Here is a 15,211-nt window from a genome sequence, read left to right as displayed (position 1 = left end):
TTTGCTAAAGACTTGCTCTCCCCGTTTGATTCCGCTAGGAGATTTCTGATCGACGATGAAACGACAATCATCGCTAGGATGGCCGGTTATGCTGGCATCAACCTTCCATCTCGGGCGTTTCCCCTTTTTGACTTAATGCCTCAATCCAGGCCAATTCCTGTTCAACCTGGGACTTTTGAAAACGAACCACTTCAATCACAAAAGGCTTTTTAGGATGAATAGCTTCGATATGGTGGTAGAAGTTAAGCTTTTTCTGTAGCACTTCTTGTCTCCTCATAAGAATCTCCTGTTGCACATCTTGTTCCAATCGGTCAAACAATGCCACCCGCACCAGAAATTCAGATTGGCTGGCGGCCAATTTGCTTGGGAAATCCCGGATCATTTCATTAAATATCTCTTCCCCGACATCGGTTAAAAAGTAGACATGCCGATTCGGTTTGCCTTCAACCTTGACAACTTCTTTGGAGATGGCGCCCATCTCCAGAAAACGGCGCAAAGTGGGGTACAACAGATTATTATTGATTTCAAATTCCTCACCGAGCGCCTCTTGAATGTTTTTCTTTATCTCATAACCGTGTTTGGGGCCTGTCAGGAGTTGTCCCAAGATTAAAATCTCCGCATACACTGTCATCACCCATTCTGAATTCTTTGTGAAAATGGTGTCAAGCACTTATTTACTATGTTAAATTAACATAGGTAAGCATATGTATAGTTAACATAGGTTATTTTAACACAAGGAGGGATTGTGATGCGTTCAACGAGTAAAACCATCCTTTTGCATGAAATATCCAAACTCAAATCAAAGCAAGACCAATGGAACCCTTTTGCCTGGTATAAACAAATGAGAGAAAATAACCCAGTGTTTTATGATGCCGAACAAGACGTCTGGAATGTGTTTTTGTATGATCATGCCAAACGCGTACTTTTTGATCACCAACTATTCTCCAACAAGAAAGAGCGCAGTTTAATTCCCGTTCCCAGAGTTAATAACCGAAGCAATGTTAATTTTTCCGATCCACCGGAACACCGGCATCGCCGAGCCCTCCTCGCCCAAGCGTTTACCCCTCGAAGCCTGAAAGAATGGGAACCGCGGATCCAAGCCATTGCTGACGAGTTGGTCGCAGATATGGAAGGTCAGACGACGGTGGACATTGTGCAACAGCTGGCTATTCCCCTGCCGGTGATTGTCATCGCTAAATTGTTGGGTGTCCCTTCCCAAGACAGAGAGAAGATCAAAGCCTGGTCAGACATTCTCTTTTACCCCTATGAGAGAGAAACGTTTGGTGACATCGCCGACCAGAAAGCGCGAGCCATGAAAGAATTTCAAGAGTACTTATACCCTATCGTGCAAGAAAAACGGAAACATCCCGCCGATGACATCCTCTCTGACTTAACCAAAGCCAATTTGGAAGGCGAACAACTGACTGATATGGAAGTGGTGATGTCCGGCATAGGACTCTTAGGCGCGGGAAATGAAACCACAACCATGCTGATATCTAATATGTTTTACTCCATGCTGTTTGACCAACCAGGTATCTATCAGGAGATGCGAGCCGATTCAACAGCGATGCCCAAGCTGGTTGAAGAAGTGTTGCGCTTCCGGTTTCCGGTTGCCATAGATCGCCAAGTGGCTCAAGATACCACCGTCTTTGGGCACAAGATGAAAAAAGGACAGATCATCATCGCGTGGATGGGTTCCGCAAACCGAGATGAATCGCAATTTGCTAATGCAGAAACATTCGATATTCACCGCCATAACAATCAAACTCATCTAACCTTTGGCGCCGGCCCGCATTTCTGCTTAGGAGCTCCGCTGGCTCGTATGGAAGCAAACATCGCTTTGTCCACCTTTGTAAAACGGTTTGCCGACATTCGCCCTGTGGAAGGGTTTGAGGTGACCGAACACCTGATTCAGTCGGCAACAGGCCAATCCCTGAAGAGTTTGCCTATCCGCGTAGAAACGGCTTAACGCACGGGGCAAATGACAAAACGCTTGTTTGCCCGTGTAACAACCGCTAGTCAACTACTCCAAGCCACTTTGTGAACAAGTTTAACCAACAAGCTAGACGCTTGTTGGTTGCTTTATAACTTCATTCTTTGCAACCGCAATGCATTTAACACAACCGAGACAGAACTAAGCGCCATGGCGGCACCGGCAACCCAAGGTGCGAGGAACCCGAACGCGGCCACAGGGATGCCGATCACATTGTAAGCAAAGGCCCAGAATAGGTTTTGTTTAATGTTTCTCATCGTTTTCCTGCTCATTAACATGGCGTCAGCAACACTGTTTAAATCTCCGCGAATCAGCGTGATGTCAGCTGCTTCCATGGCCACATCTGTGCCTGTACCCATCGCCATGCCGATATCTGCCACAGCAAGAGCCGGTGCATCATTAATCCCATCTCCCACCATGGCCACTTTCCTTCCGCTTTGTTGCAACTTTTTCACTTCTTCCGCTTTCCCCTCAGGCAACACCTCAGCCAAGACCCGGTCAACCCCTACTTCCTCACCAATGGCTTGCGCCGTCCGCTGGTTGTCCCCAGTGATCATGATCACTTCGGCTCCCAAGTCTTTTAAGCGGCGAATAGCTTCTTTGGAGGTCGCTTTCACCGTGTCAGCGACAGCCAACAAACCGGCATACTGCTTGTCAACTGCGACCAACATAGCTGTTTTTCCGGCGGTTTCAAGCTGAGACATCCGGGGTGAAATCTCTTCTATATCTACTTGATGTTTTGCCATCAACTTCCTTGTCCCAATCAAAACTTCCTTGCCTTGAACTGTTGCGCGCACCCCAAAGCCGGGGAGCGCTTCAAATGCTTCCGCATGTGTAATAGCGATTCCCTTCTCTTGAATCCCTTCTACAATCGCCTCCGCCAGTGGATGCTCTGAATGTTTCTCTGTGGCCCCAACCAAGGTTAGAAATTCCGTTTCGTCCATTCCTTCAGCCAGAATCACATCCGTCAGTTGCGGCTTGCCCATCGTGATCGTCCCTGTTTTATCAAGAACAACTGTATCGATTTGCTGGGTCATTTCGAGATGTTCCCCGCCTTTGAACAAAACACCTAGCTCCGCTGCCCGTCCGGAACCTGACATGATCGAGGTAGGCGTGGCCAAGCCCAAGGCGCAGGGGCAAGCGATCACCAGCACTGCAATCGCTTTTTCAAGAGCAGTTGCGAATTGCCCCGGATCGACAAGCAAAAACCACACCAGAAACGCAACGGTAGCTATCGCAACCACAATCGGCACAAACACCCCCGAAATCCGGTCCGCCACCCGTTGGATCGGCGCTTTTGATCCTTGTGCTTCTTCTACCACTCTGATGATTTGCGCTAATGACGTGTCCTTCCCCACCCGGGTCGCCTTCACGACCAAGCGCCCATGCTTGTTGATCGTGGCACCGATCACGGAATCTCCGGTTCGTTTTTCAACCGGTATGCTTTCCCCTGTCAACATGGATTCGTCAACGGCTGATAAACCATCAACTACTTCCCCATCAACCGGAATTTTCTCTCCCGGCCTGACAATCAGCAGCTCACCGACTCTCACTTGTTCTATCGGAACGCTTTCCTCTTTGCCATCACGGATCACTAGCGCCGTTTTCGCTTGCAATCCCATGAGCTTCTTGATCGCTTCGGAAGACCGTCCTTTGGCCCGCGCTTCAAACAGTTTGCCAAGGATGATCAGCGTGATGAGGATCGCACTGGTTTCATAGTACAATTCCATCTGATGAATGCTGTGCCCTATCGATTGAACCGTTAGATAAATACTGTAAAAATAAGCAGCCGATGTGCCGAGCACCACCAACACGTCCATGTTGGCGCTTTTGTTTCGCAACGCTTTATACGCACCGACATAGAAATGTCCACCGATAATAAATTGTACCGGTGTGGCTAAAGCAAGCTGAAACCATGGATTCATGAACAGATCGGGCAACCAAATCCAAGAAGTAAACGTAAAGTGGCTCACCATCGCCCACAATAACGGAAAAGAAAGAATGACTGAGAATAAAAACTTTCGTTGCTGTTTTTGGATTTCTTTCTGCCGCTGATCCTCTTGATTGCCTTCATCTTTGACCTTTGCTCGGTAACCCAATTGTTCTACTTTATTGATGAAGTCTTGCACATTCGCTTCATCGGGTTGATACTCGATTCTAGCCGTTTCCAAAGCGAAATTCACCGTTGCTTTGGTTACGCCAGGCACTTTGTTTAATCCCTTTTCTATCCGATTCGCACAAGCGGCGCACGTCATGCCGCTTAACTCGAGTTCAGCCGTTTCTTTCACTGTCTCAAAACCCAGGGACGCGATCTTCTCTTCCAGTGCCAAGAGGCTGACCAGCTCCGGATCATAAGATACAGAAGCCTTCTCCAACGTAAAATTCACATTGGCTTCAGTCACCCCATCCATTCGTTTCAGAACTTTTTCGATCCGATTAGCACAAGCAGCGCACGTCATGCCAGATATCCGTATGTTCGCTTGTCTAGTGGACATGCTCCAATCCCCTTTCGCGGCTCCAACATACCGCTATGGGGTATATCGGAGCCTAAAAAAATGAACCATTCAAAAAGAGGCGTTACATCACATCGTATCCTTGCTCCTCAATCGCCTCTTTAATCCGCTCCACGCTTAGGTCATTCTCATCAAATTCCACAGTTACGATCTTGCTGGCCAGATCAACCACGGCATGCGCATGCAGTTTCTTCAATGCGCCTTCAATCGCATTGACGCAATGGCCGCAAGACATGCCTTCTACCTGTAATTCAACTTTTTTCATTTTGCGTCTCTCCTTTTATCTCATCGATAACATTAGTGTCTCCATCCTACCGGTCGACTACGCAACTTTATACATGAATTGAAGTAGCATGCTCCCTACACTAGGCCAAATCAGGTACGATTCATTGTGTGTCCTCTGCTCACCTTCAATATACTATACCCCCATAAGGTATGTAAAGGCGTGTTGTTCAATTTGTATTTTGTCCATTCCCTTCCTGATTGCAACCAGCAGGCTTCTCCTTGCTTAACATAATTACCACACGCGTTCCTTCATTTAGGTTACTTTGGATTTCTACCGTTCCTTCATGCGCTTCGACCAGCTTTTTCACAATCGTAAGCCCAAGCCCGCTACCACCCGACTTTCGGCTACGCGACTTGTCCACGCGATAAAATCGCTCAAACACTTTTGCCGTCTCTGAAGAGGGCATTCCCACACCTGTGTCTTTCACAATGATGCATGCTTTGTCATCCTCTTCTTTCACCTCGATGGATACCGTTCCGCCCGGTGGTGTAAATTTCAAAGCATTGGACAACAGGTTGATCAATATTTGCATGATCCGGTTCCGGTCGACGCATACAGGTATCTTAGTCGAAACCAACTTCTTCAATTGGATGTTCTTTGTCCGAAATGCGGTTTCCATCGCTTTCACACTTTGCTCGACAATCTCTCCCAAGCACTCTCTTTTTTTGCGCAATGTGAATCCGGGTGATTCCACATTGGTTAATTGCTCCAAATCCCCAACCAGATGAATCAATCGCTCCAATTCTTCGTGGCAAGACCGGATTCGTTCCGGCGTCGGTTCCCAGATGCCGTCTTCAAATGCTTCCATGTGGCTCTTTAGGGTCGCAAGTGGCGTTCGCAGCTCATGCGCGATGTCCGAGGTCAGCATGCGCCTTAATGCTTCTTGTTTTTTCAGTTCCGCCGTCAAATGATTCAATGCTTGTCCCAGCTCAGACAATTCGTCTTTGCCTTCCAAATGGACCCGCATCTCCAAGTTCCCTTGGGTAATTTTCTCCGCCACCTTTCTCATTTCAATCAAGGGGGAAGCAATCTTTTGGGCGACATAAAAACTGATCACTACGGCCAAGATGATCGTGCCCACCGACGTCCACACAATTGATTGAATCAAGGCCTGTTCGAAGTGATGGCTTAAATTGATCACTTGCGGATTGGGCAACGGAATCTCTTTTAAAAACATGGACAAATGATAATGCATGCCCATGATGAATATAGCAGCGGACAAACAGATCATTCCTGACGCCACCCAAACAAAGGCCCACGCCAAACGCTTTTTCACACTTATTCACTCCTTCGACGTAAACCGGTAACCAAAGCCATACACCGTCATGATATACTGTGGCTTTTTAGGGTTGGGTTCAATTTTTTGCCTCAGATTTTTGATATGCTGATCAATGATGCGATCATCGCCCATATAACTCATGCCAAACGCTTTTTCAATCAACTCCTCACGGGAAAAGGAGCGATCGGGATGACGGGCAAGGATCAATAACAGCTTAAACTCGGCAGGTGTTAGGGAAACCGCCTCTCCTCTTATTAACACTTCTTTCCTGTCCGTGTCTATCATCAACTCTCCGTCCCGGTAAGAGATGCGGGACGCCAACAAGTCCTGATTCGAACGGCGCAAGATGGCTTTTAGGCGGGCCACCACTTCCCGGGGACTAAACGGCTTAATCACGTAATCATCAGCACCTAAAGCAAATCCCTCAATCCTGCTCCCTTCCGAGATTTTCGCCGTCAACATCAAGATCGGAACAGGCGATTGTCCGCGGATGCGCTGGCAGACCGTTTCCCCTGAAACATCCGGCAACATCAGGTCCAGAATCACAAAATCTGGCGCTTCTTCATTAAACAACTTTAGCGCCTCTGTCCCGTTTGCCGCCTCCAGCGTCGCGTAACCTTCCTTCTCTAGGTAGGAAACCAACACTTTGCGTATTTTTTCCTCATCATCCACAATCAAAATTTTTCTCATTTCTGATTCCCCATCTCTTTTTTGCATTCGGTAGCTGAACGGCTTCTCGCAAAAACGGCCCTGGAGCGAAAGGGATTCTACCATCAGCTCCGGGCCACTGTCTTAAATAAACGCTTCTTCATTTCATCCACTGACTTCAGTGATGGCCGCCATGGCCACCTCCGTCCTCAGATGTAATTTCAAGCATTTGATCAATCATTCCTTGTGTGACAAAAGGAATCGTTTTGCCCGTACCAATCACGTAGCCATGGTTGTACGGACCCACGGTGGGATCATCCTTAAATTTGGGTTGCAGCCGCATGAGATATTCGTGTAGTTTATTTGAAAGACCTTCTCCATCCAATATCAGCATCGGAGCATGTTTCCCCAGATGGGCAAAAGCAGCTGTGGGAATGGCCGCATCCACACGGTTAGCTCGATTAAAGGTGAATCCATGACCAGGCTCCGTCACACCCCAACCAAAGCCCGTGTCCTGGTCTTTATATTGGGCAAACGCAATCGCATTCTCTTCCGGGTTAGCCCCGCTGATACGAATCACTTTTCCGTATTCTTTTAATTGCTCTTCCACCGCTTTGGATATGACTTGTTCTGGCCCCAATATGTAAATGTTAGCTTTCCCCGCTCTTTTCTTCAATGCATCGACCGTCGGATTGGGAATGCTGTCTTTCTTTACATAAAGGAGGGGTTCCGGCATGTGTGCGATCCAGTTGGCCGCGGGCAAGGTGTATTGCGGTGCGTCCAATGATCCGACAATCACTCCTTCAGGGAGCTTGCCGCCACTTGCTTTGGCGTAATATGCATCCAATTTGTTCGCCATTTGCGCTGGCTCCTTGCCGGGAATGCTGTCCACCTTAAACCCTTTTTCCTCCAACTGCCGCTTTACATTGGTAGCGAAATCACCAATCAATATCACCTGAACGCCGCCATTTGCTAGGCTTCCCAACGGCTTTAGTCTTTGAATCTCTTTCATCGTATCGGCCGGAATGCGGTCTTTCTCAGCATAGAGCAAAGGGCCGTTGTTAGGATGATGGATCAAGGTGACAGAAGGCAAATTCACTTTCCAGTCCCCTTTCAATCCCAAAATCACAGTGTTCGGCCGATTCTGATCCATGGTCGCCGGCCAAACGGTTTGCGAGGTTGTTATAGCCACTTTGACAGGATCGTCATGGTTGACCCGTGTTACATTTTTCGTGTTTAGCGTAAGGAGGTTTTGCGTTACTTGCTCCGTCGCTCCGCTACTTCCATGACCCATCTTGCTGTGATCCATTCCTTGCATGTTGTTAGTATGGTTTCCATTATTGCAAGCCGTCAAAACGACAGCCATGCCCATCAGCAATTGAACGGACATGAGAGTGAGTCGTTTCATCTGACAGTTCCTCCTTTGGCATCATTACCACCACTGTGTATATTCATGAAAACATCTTAAAACAAAAATATGAGATTCTTATGAAGATGAAACGCAAAGAAACCGACTAACCTGTAAGACAGGAGTCGGTTTCTTTGCATCTGTACATATTAATAAATCAATTTTCTCCTGATTGTCCATTCAGCAATGAGCAAATTGACCATCCAACTCAGCCAAACGGCAATAGAATAAGCCAACCCATATTCAAGCTTAAAACCATGATGCGTGACGGCCACAATCATATAAATGGTCATATTGGCGAAGGAAAGAAATAAGCTGCGAATGATCCACTTGGTGTGTTGAACCATGTTCTTCTTTTTGATTGATGTGTATCCAAACACAGTGCTTACTATCCAGAGAGTGTTTAGCAATAGAAAGCCGATCGTGCTGGGCATGCCACCAGAAGCAAAGAAAGACACATATAAGCTTGGAAAGAAATTCAACAGAATGGATAAGACATAGATTCTCCCGCTCCATTTGTGAACGGGCGCAAATCTGACACGAATCCGTTTGCTCAACCCGATCGGCCCCGCAATCAAGGCTACCAGAGCGAGCAGGATATGAGCCCGGATCATCAAGATCCAGATTTCTTGATTGGTCAATGCGACATCTTTTTTAGTTAAGAAAGAATCAAACGATGGGTCAACCATGAAATTTTTGGACAGAGTATGAAGTACCCACATCATTGCAATGAAACACAAGATGGCTATAAACAGTTTGCGCTTCATAAACACGACTCCTTATGCAAATGGGATTCATCATGATCAAGGCAACGCCATATCAGGACATCATACTCAATGATAAAGAAAATTAAATGGTTGAGAAAGTGTTATGTGACATCAAAGCATATACCGCTTATACAGCATGCCTATTAATTTCTCCACCAAAAATGGGTAAAAAATGCTGTTTTGGATGTATGCAATCATCCAAATAGGTGAATAACCTCAAAAAAGCGCCTTCTTATGTTTAAGAAGGCGCTTGCGTTGGTGGACAAAATGGTCGAAGCCGATTTTTAAATCTGTGTTTTTGGAAAGGGCGAACCCTTCGTTTATTTTCATCTAGAGGCGAGGCTTTGACATCGTTACTCCTATTGCACAATACTTCATTATCGGTTTGGTGTTGTCTGGTGTGTACGCTTTTTCATCTGTTTTTCTTTTTGAATGAGACGATCCTGCCACCCGCTCAAAAATACTAAAACAAATGTAGAGCCCAACATGGCAGAGATGATGTCCCAATGCGAATCCCACTGGTCCCCTTGCGTTCCCAAAAAGTCTTCCATATTTTCGCCCATCAACCGTCCATAGAGAAATTCGAATATCTCATATCCTGCACTAAAAAACGTACTGATGCTGATTACAAAAAACCAGACCCAACTCCTGTGAACCAGGTTTCTTCTAATCAGGATTTCCCTGAAGAAAAGGGAGGGCAATACCCCTTGCAAGAAATGCCCCACCCGATCAAAATGATTCCTCGAAAAACCACAGGCATTTTTCAACATGTCAAACAAAGGCATGCCACCATATGTATAATGCGCCCCGATCAGCATCACGATCATGCCGACCCAAGCGAAAAAATAAGTTAATGGAGTAAAGGGGAATGATCGATAAGTCAAAATGAGTGCCAACAGCAACAACACAGCTGGAATCATTTCATAAAACCATAGCTTGCGATCAGCCGGTTGAATCGCAGACCAAATCCACACCCCCACTACGGAGATCATCATCAAAATATAAAAAACACGCTCTCTCATCCAGCCATCCTCTTTTATCCTCAGATTCATTATTATCTTGGGCAAAAAAGCAATGAATCATACAATTTTCCCTTCACGGCATTCAGGTCATTTGCGTTTTTCGAAAGATGCCAACAAACCGAAGCATGACAGCCCGACAACCGGGGAAAACCATCGTCATTTGATGCTGTTAATCTCAATAATCCAGCAGACACAAAAATAGAAAGCCTACAAAGCAGTAGACTTTCCTAATCAAATCGCTATGCTATGTCTTAGTAACAATAAATGTTATCTTCTAATTTGCCTCGCGTGACGCACTCTGATCTACACTGGTTATGTTGGTTTCCCTTCTCTTTGGTTTGAGCGTATATCGATAAATCCTTTCCGCTTCTGCCAGGGGGATGTGACGCAATCCCATGCTCACCTTCATTTTCCCAGAGGCCACCGCGACCCGCACAGATGCCAAGTGTTTTTTTGCTTGTAGCGATGTTTGGCGCAGGGATGCCCATTGTACGCGCCCCCGTTTAATCAACGCCGTTTTGCGGGTCACCTTTCCATATTGCAAGGTTAAAAAGTTCTCACTTTGATTCCAACCGATCTTCCGGTATTCCATCCACCCTAGGAAGAACAATCCCAGGGGGATTAGCGGAGCCGCATAATGATACAGGCCTGGTACATACAACCAGACTGGGATGGAAAGAAGGCATCCCAGGATAAATGGAATCCCCATGTAAGCAAACTTCGCTTTCTTTGTGAGACGGTGCAAGTGACTATCCATCTGATATCCCGTTAAGGGTTCTAGCATAGACAGAGCCGTCTCCTTTTGAACAAAGGGAAGGAGAGTAATGTTTTTATGCGTTTCTTTATCATGTCCATTGCGAATAACAACGGCTTCGATTGACACATACCCCAAGAGGCGAGGCAATGGCCGCTCAATGATCCACAGGGCCTGAATACGGTCTTGGGCAATCGTCCGCTTTTTCTTTTCAAACAGCCCTTGCGTGATTTCAAGCTCGCCTTTGTCATTCTTATGCAACATGAATTCATAATCACTTGTAAAAGTCGTCAGCAAAGAAATGGCGATTGATAAAAACAACAGAATGACAAGTGTCAGGATGATCCAGTTTTCACCAAACCAACTAGATAAATAATGAATCAAAAGGTTGCGATCCGCTTCTTCCGTCACATCCAAATACTTGAAAAACCCGACGGATAGGAGTGTAAACACAGCCCCGAATCGAGGGGAGAGAAGGCTGTGCAAAATCAGGTCATTCTTAGACAGCCGAATCACGGACTCCCCAAACGGATCAGCGGGCTTGTCACCGGCTTGCGCCCCCAAAACCCCACGGATGCGCTTTTCTTCTTCGCTGGAGATGCAACTGAGAGTGATGCTGGACTCCTCTCCTCCGGCGAGTTCAATGGTTAAGGTTCGCGTGGAAAAGAAATGGTCATACACGCGAACGGTAGAATCGATCGATTGAATACGATCTGGCGTCACCCATCTTTTCTTCGTTACAAACAACCCCGATTCAATATATATCGCCTGTTCATGAATTTCGTAAGTAAATGATCGCCATCTTAAAACAACAACAATTAAAAACAACATCAGCAGGACCACAACGGAAACGATCCCGATGGTGAATGGGGAAATTTGCTCACTGATGTGTTGGTGCACATAAAGAACGATTAGCGGAAACAGCCAAATAAATGAGAATGACTCCTTCACAACAGTAACCATAAAATAGAGCATAGAAACAGGATGGAGACGGTGCTTCACTAACTTTTCAGACTTGTTCATCGTCTAACCTCGCATGCTTTTCGATCTCTTTACGGATAGAATCGGCGGTTTCTTCCGCTAGTCCCGGAATTTCATGACTGCCTGCGGCTGTCGATAAGATCACGGTGGACAAGCCATACTTTTTTAAAATAGGCCCTTGTTTTGCATCGACATGTTGAATTTTCCCCATGGGAATTAATATTTTCCGTTTAAAAAAGATTCCTTTTTCGATTTGGATACTTGTTTCGCTGATGCAGTACCTCCAACGCTGATATGTCCACCTCGGCACAAAATAAATATCAAACGGTGCAGAAACGATGGACAAACATGTTGCAACAACGAAAATCCACATCGGCCAATTCCACTGGAACGTGCAATAAAGCAATGCAAGGCAAATCAATCCATATACAAACAAAGAGACGACTCCTTCTTGCTTTTTAGCCGCCACCATTTTGGGGTCCAATCGCTTAAATTGATCGTTACTCACTTAACCCTCTCCTCGTTAGGCATTCTTGTTGCATGATTGAAGGTTTTCGGCATTTACAACATGCTTTTCCCTGTTGTTTGCAATCCTGGTTTACCACCTCGATGATTCCACTTTGTTTGCCATATTCCCGATAAAAGCAGTTGCATAACCACTTTCAAAAAGAATATCAATTTATAAATACATAAATATTATAAAAATCTATTTTTCCGCCGTCTCCAAAAACAAATGAAACTTCCCTCTCATCACTTGAGATAACCATATTACCCCGCACAACATCGACACCGCTCCGCTGATAGCTCCAACAATGGGAACGCCATAATGTTCATAAGCGTATCCACTTCCTATATATGAAACTTGCATCACACCCGTATAGGAAGAGTCATAGACGGCGAAAACCCGGCCGCGGATCTCATCGGTGGTAGCCAGCTGAACCAAATAAGTACTTATGGGAATAATGACTCCACCACAAACTCTCATTAAAATAAACATAGAGCTCCATAATAAAAATCGGTGGTTTGTGTTAACAACACAAAAAAATGGATTGGAATGCATAGGCTACACCAAAACTGGTTAAGGCCCGATTGATATATATTTTTTTACAAAATAGGTCCCCAACAAAATCCCCAGCCCGTCAATCGCATATAGCGCCCCAATTCCCAGTCCGCCCATATGCTCAATGCCGTTTGCGTGATCGCCACTTGATTAAACCAATCCCCCAAAAAACTGCCTGACTGTGCAAACCATAAATAACGAAAATACAGATTTCGTCGTAGCAACCCACTCTTCACCCCATGCACCTCTTTCCAATGATTCGCTTAATTTTAGAAAGGCTATCTTTTGGTATGGTCTGAAATTCTATTTTCTAAATATATCCCCCAAATCCTTTCAACAAGCTTTTAGGGTGCAACATAACCTGAGAGAGATCTCTTAATTCCTTGGAGCCCAGAGTATAACGCTCACACCGATTAAACAAATGGTTGCTCCTATCCAATCATAGAGATCAGGTGTTTTCTTATCGATCCCCCAACCCCATAAAACTGAGAGCAGAATAAAAACGCCACCATAAGCTGCATATACTCGACCAAAAGACGGAAAGGATTGGAGAGTGGCAATTACGCCATATAACGCAAGAGCTACTCCTCCAAAAACACCCCAATACAATGGTTTGCCTTCTCTTAACCATAGCCATATAAGATATCCTCCACCAATTTCCGCCAAACCCGCAAAAAGAAACAATATCAAGGCTTTTAACATGCTTATCTTTCCCTTCCCCTATATTGGTTCGAAATAGACTAAAACCTCCTCAAAAATTCAGAGGAGGTCTCCTTGTCAGACTAACGTTTTGGATCTAAGCGATGCAAGCCTGAGCGGGTACTCAACTTTTCATTTAGGTTTCTTGCAAACGCCCATTGATATTTTGGTGATATTGAAGAAGTGAGCTATGTGTCGGTATCATATAAAATATAAAAAATTCCTAAAGGAACGTGGTTCAATGATCAAACATATACTAAGTAAGTTTATTCTCAGCTCTGTTTCTCTTGTTGCCCTCTCTGTCCTTGTAGGCATAGTGATTGGACAAATCCATCTAGGTCCTACAGAAAATCCATCTCAAACGCTACCCGTCTATTTGGAGAATTATTTAGTTAATTACCTTGTCGCTTTGATTATTTTTTTACTCCCACTTATTATCGTTAAATATATATTCAAATTAAGTGATTGGGTAATTATCATAACTTTCCATATGAGTTTCATCCTATTCTTTTGGGTTGTAGGTATCCCTTGTTTAGCTACCACTGCGTGCCACTATGTTATGGAAGAGCAAAACATTGTGAGTAGCGTTGTTATTCTTTTGAGTGATTTGTTCGGCAACATCCTCTAAACAAATTGGGTAATTTTCACTAATTCCAAAATCCCCGCCTAAAAAAGGCGGGGTCTCATTTCTTGTTACACTTCTCTCTTCTCAAAGAAACGCTTCATCGCCTTATACACTTGCGATTTTTCCTTGATCACAAAGAGAGTAAACTGGTCTTCGTTTATATACCAGAAGGTGTATTGTAATGGTCTAATTTTACGGGATTTATACCCATCATTGAACTAATTTATTGTAAGGATTCTATGTTACAAAAGTCCATTTTCTTCCATTCGCCTTTTCTTCTTAATGAACACTGTATACATATAATCACCACGTCTACGATCTGAGCTAGCTACGATTTCCGAAAAAGGAGAAACATCCATATCATCAGGAGTTGTTACAATTGGCATGCTGTAATAAACATATTGGGGATCATTTAAAACAACGTTCCATTTTCCTTTTAATTGTTTAACATAGACTTGCCCTACATATCGTAAAATACTATCAAGAATTTCTGCTTTTTCGTCTTTTATAAGAGACTGTGGGGAAGGATGCTTTTCTAAAATCCATTGTTCTAATCTGATCAACGATTCAGGTGAAAAATCCAAGTTTAAGTAGTCGAACTCATTAACAAAATTTTCAACAACGTCTGATTGAAAAAACAACCACTCTTCGAATTGTTCTCTTGAAGAAAAAAACTTGTTTCTTGACATAAACTAATCACCATCATTCACAAATTTAATTTTTATTCCATTCTCCGTTAGCGCTTTCTTAAGCGGCTTGCTTGCATTAGCATTTTCAAATACCCAAGTAATATCCCAATCTTCTTCCTTTACTAGATATGCGTCTTTAGCAACTTCTTCTCGTATCCTATCATTAAGTGAAAAATAACCAACAGTACCTTCTTTGGTCGTGGTTTTATGTTCAATTGCTTTTTTCATTTCCTCATTCGCAATATCCAATAAACGCCTACCATAAGGAGTTTTCACTGAAACTTGCATAGATCCTTTCCAAGGAAGTGTGTTCCTATACTCATCTACTATTTGATGGGATTTCGTTGGCTTTACCATATTTCCATCATACAACTTGCTCCAATGGCTGTAACTCATTTCCCCACCGTTCTCTTGATACTCTTTCCACCTCTGATCTTTGTGTTCAGGACTTCCCGGGACTAAATCATCTCTCTTAACCTTTTTACTA

General features: G+C 44.6%; 16 protein-coding genes. 1 reads left to right on the top strand and 15 read right to left on the bottom strand.

What is annotated here, in order from left to right:
• Nucleotides 1-97: 97 nt before the first annotated feature.
• Nucleotides 98-625, bottom strand: coding sequence for a PadR family transcriptional regulator (locus QQZ12_RS01320; protein WP_102991661.1), 528 nt, complete (start codon nucleotides 623-625; stop codon nucleotides 98-100).
• A 123-nt stretch (nucleotides 626-748) separates the two neighbouring features.
• Here QQZ12_RS01320 and QQZ12_RS01315 point away from each other — a divergent pair, with 123 nt between their 5' ends.
• On the top strand, nucleotides 749-1,969 hold the full coding sequence (locus QQZ12_RS01315; RefSeq protein WP_102991660.1) for a cytochrome P450: 1,221 nt from the start codon (nucleotides 749-751) through the stop codon (nucleotides 1,967-1,969).
• A 113-nt stretch (nucleotides 1,970-2,082) separates the two neighbouring features.
• Here QQZ12_RS01315 and QQZ12_RS01310 read toward each other — a convergent pair whose 3' ends face one another.
• The 14 genes from QQZ12_RS01310 to QQZ12_RS01245 all read right to left on the bottom strand — a co-directional run bounded on the left by QQZ12_RS01310 (nucleotide 2,083) and on the right by QQZ12_RS01245 (nucleotide 15,120).
• Entirely contained in the window at nucleotides 2,083-4,488 is a 2,406-nt protein-coding gene (locus QQZ12_RS01310) for a heavy metal translocating P-type ATPase (RefSeq protein ID WP_102991659.1), read from the bottom strand.
• Nucleotides 4,489-4,570: 82 nt separating this feature from the next.
• Nucleotides 4,571-4,771, bottom strand: coding sequence for a copper ion binding protein (locus QQZ12_RS01305; RefSeq protein WP_102991658.1), 201 nt, complete (start codon nucleotides 4,769-4,771; stop codon nucleotides 4,571-4,573).
• 187 nt (nucleotides 4,772-4,958) lie between these two features.
• A complete protein-coding gene (locus tag QQZ12_RS01300; protein WP_223248030.1) occupies nucleotides 4,959-6,068 on the bottom strand; it encodes a sensor histidine kinase in 1,110 nt (369 codons plus the stop codon).
• A gap of 6 nt (nucleotides 6,069-6,074) precedes the next feature.
• On the bottom strand, nucleotides 6,075-6,761 hold the full coding sequence (locus tag QQZ12_RS01295; RefSeq protein ID WP_102991657.1) for a response regulator transcription factor: 687 nt from the start codon (nucleotides 6,759-6,761) through the stop codon (nucleotides 6,075-6,077).
• Nucleotides 6,762-6,897: 136 nt separating this feature from the next.
• Entirely contained in the window at nucleotides 6,898-8,127 is a 1,230-nt protein-coding gene (locus QQZ12_RS01290; protein ID WP_102991656.1) for a cell wall-binding repeat-containing protein, read from the bottom strand.
• Between the two features lie 149 nt (nucleotides 8,128-8,276).
• Nucleotides 8,277-8,894, bottom strand: a complete 618-nt coding sequence (locus QQZ12_RS01285) for a DUF2306 domain-containing protein (protein WP_284723853.1) — start codon at nucleotides 8,892-8,894, stop codon at nucleotides 8,277-8,279.
• Between the two features lie 377 nt (nucleotides 8,895-9,271).
• Complete coding sequence (locus QQZ12_RS01280; protein WP_194830582.1) at nucleotides 9,272-9,916, bottom strand: DUF2238 domain-containing protein; 645 nt, start codon at nucleotides 9,914-9,916, stop codon at nucleotides 9,272-9,274.
• A 274-nt stretch (nucleotides 9,917-10,190) separates the two neighbouring features.
• Complete coding sequence (locus tag QQZ12_RS01275) at nucleotides 10,191-11,693, bottom strand: PH domain-containing protein (RefSeq protein ID WP_102991653.1); 1,503 nt, start codon at nucleotides 11,691-11,693, stop codon at nucleotides 10,191-10,193.
• A complete protein-coding gene (locus QQZ12_RS01270; protein ID WP_102991652.1) occupies nucleotides 11,680-12,159 on the bottom strand; it encodes a PH domain-containing protein in 480 nt (159 codons plus the stop codon). The genes QQZ12_RS01275 and QQZ12_RS01270 overlap by 14 nt, the downstream gene beginning before the upstream one ends.
• A gap of 198 nt (nucleotides 12,160-12,357) precedes the next feature.
• Nucleotides 12,358-12,636, bottom strand: coding sequence for a hypothetical protein (locus QQZ12_RS01265; protein WP_284723852.1), 279 nt, complete (start codon nucleotides 12,634-12,636; stop codon nucleotides 12,358-12,360).
• 119 nt (nucleotides 12,637-12,755) lie between these two features.
• A complete protein-coding gene (locus tag QQZ12_RS01260; protein WP_102991650.1) occupies nucleotides 12,756-12,947 on the bottom strand; it encodes a hypothetical protein in 192 nt (63 codons plus the stop codon).
• Nucleotides 12,948-13,086: 139 nt separating this feature from the next.
• Nucleotides 13,087-13,413, bottom strand: coding sequence for a YnfA family protein (locus QQZ12_RS01255; RefSeq protein WP_102991649.1), 327 nt, complete (start codon nucleotides 13,411-13,413; stop codon nucleotides 13,087-13,089).
• A gap of 864 nt (nucleotides 13,414-14,277) precedes the next feature.
• The gene (locus QQZ12_RS01250) at nucleotides 14,278-14,724 is read right to left on the bottom strand and encodes a hypothetical protein (protein ID WP_284723851.1); all 447 of its coding nucleotides are present in this window, start codon (nucleotides 14,722-14,724) and stop codon (nucleotides 14,278-14,280) included.
• A 3-nt stretch (nucleotides 14,725-14,727) separates the two neighbouring features.
• Entirely contained in the window at nucleotides 14,728-15,120 is a 393-nt protein-coding gene (locus QQZ12_RS01245; protein WP_284723850.1) for a hypothetical protein, read from the bottom strand.
• Nucleotides 15,121-15,211: the final 91 nt, after the last annotated feature.

The sequence above is a fragment of the Laceyella tengchongensis genome, from assembly GCF_900182735.1.
GTDB lineage: Bacteria > Bacillota > Bacilli > Thermoactinomycetales > Thermoactinomycetaceae > Laceyella > Laceyella tengchongensis.
The sequence above is the reverse complement of the archived record's forward strand: the minus strand, read 5'-3'. Positions and strand labels throughout refer to the sequence as shown.

Bases quoted from the DNA above. Each gene is read 5' to 3' on its own strand.
- QQZ12_RS01315 (WP_102991660.1), top strand. From the start codon at position 749: ATGCGTTCAACGAGTAAAACCATCCTTTTGCATGAAATATCCAAACTC.
- QQZ12_RS01310 (WP_102991659.1), bottom strand. From the start codon at position 4,488: ATGTCCACTAGACAAGCGAACATACGGATATCTGGCATGACGTGCGCT.
- QQZ12_RS01305 (WP_102991658.1), bottom strand. From the start codon at position 4,771: ATGAAAAAAGTTGAATTACAGGTAGAAGGCATGTCTTGCGGCCATTGC.
- QQZ12_RS01295 (WP_102991657.1), bottom strand. From the start codon at position 6,761: ATGAGAAAAATTTTGATTGTGGATGATGAGGAAAAAATACGCAAAGTG.
- QQZ12_RS01290 (WP_102991656.1), bottom strand. From the start codon at position 8,127: ATGAAACGACTCACTCTCATGTCCGTTCAATTGCTGATGGGCATGGCT.
- QQZ12_RS01285 (WP_284723853.1), bottom strand. From the start codon at position 8,894: ATGAAGCGCAAACTGTTTATAGCCATCTTGTGTTTCATTGCAATGATG.
- QQZ12_RS01280 (WP_194830582.1), bottom strand. From the start codon at position 9,916: ATGAGAGAGCGTGTTTTTTATATTTTGATGATGATCTCCGTAGTGGGG.
- QQZ12_RS01275 (WP_102991653.1), bottom strand. From the start codon at position 11,693: ATGAACAAGTCTGAAAAGTTAGTGAAGCACCGTCTCCATCCTGTTTCT.
- QQZ12_RS01265 (WP_284723852.1), bottom strand. From the start codon at position 12,636: ATGAGAGTTTGTGGTGGAGTCATTATTCCCATAAGTACTTATTTGGTT.
- QQZ12_RS01255 (WP_102991649.1), bottom strand. From the start codon at position 13,413: ATGTTAAAAGCCTTGATATTGTTTCTTTTTGCGGGTTTGGCGGAAATT.
- QQZ12_RS01250 (WP_284723851.1), bottom strand. From the start codon at position 14,724: ATGTCAAGAAACAAGTTTTTTTCTTCAAGAGAACAATTCGAAGAGTGG.
- QQZ12_RS01245 (WP_284723850.1), bottom strand. From the start codon at position 15,120: ATGAGTTACAGCCATTGGAGCAAGTTGTATGATGGAAATATGGTAAAG.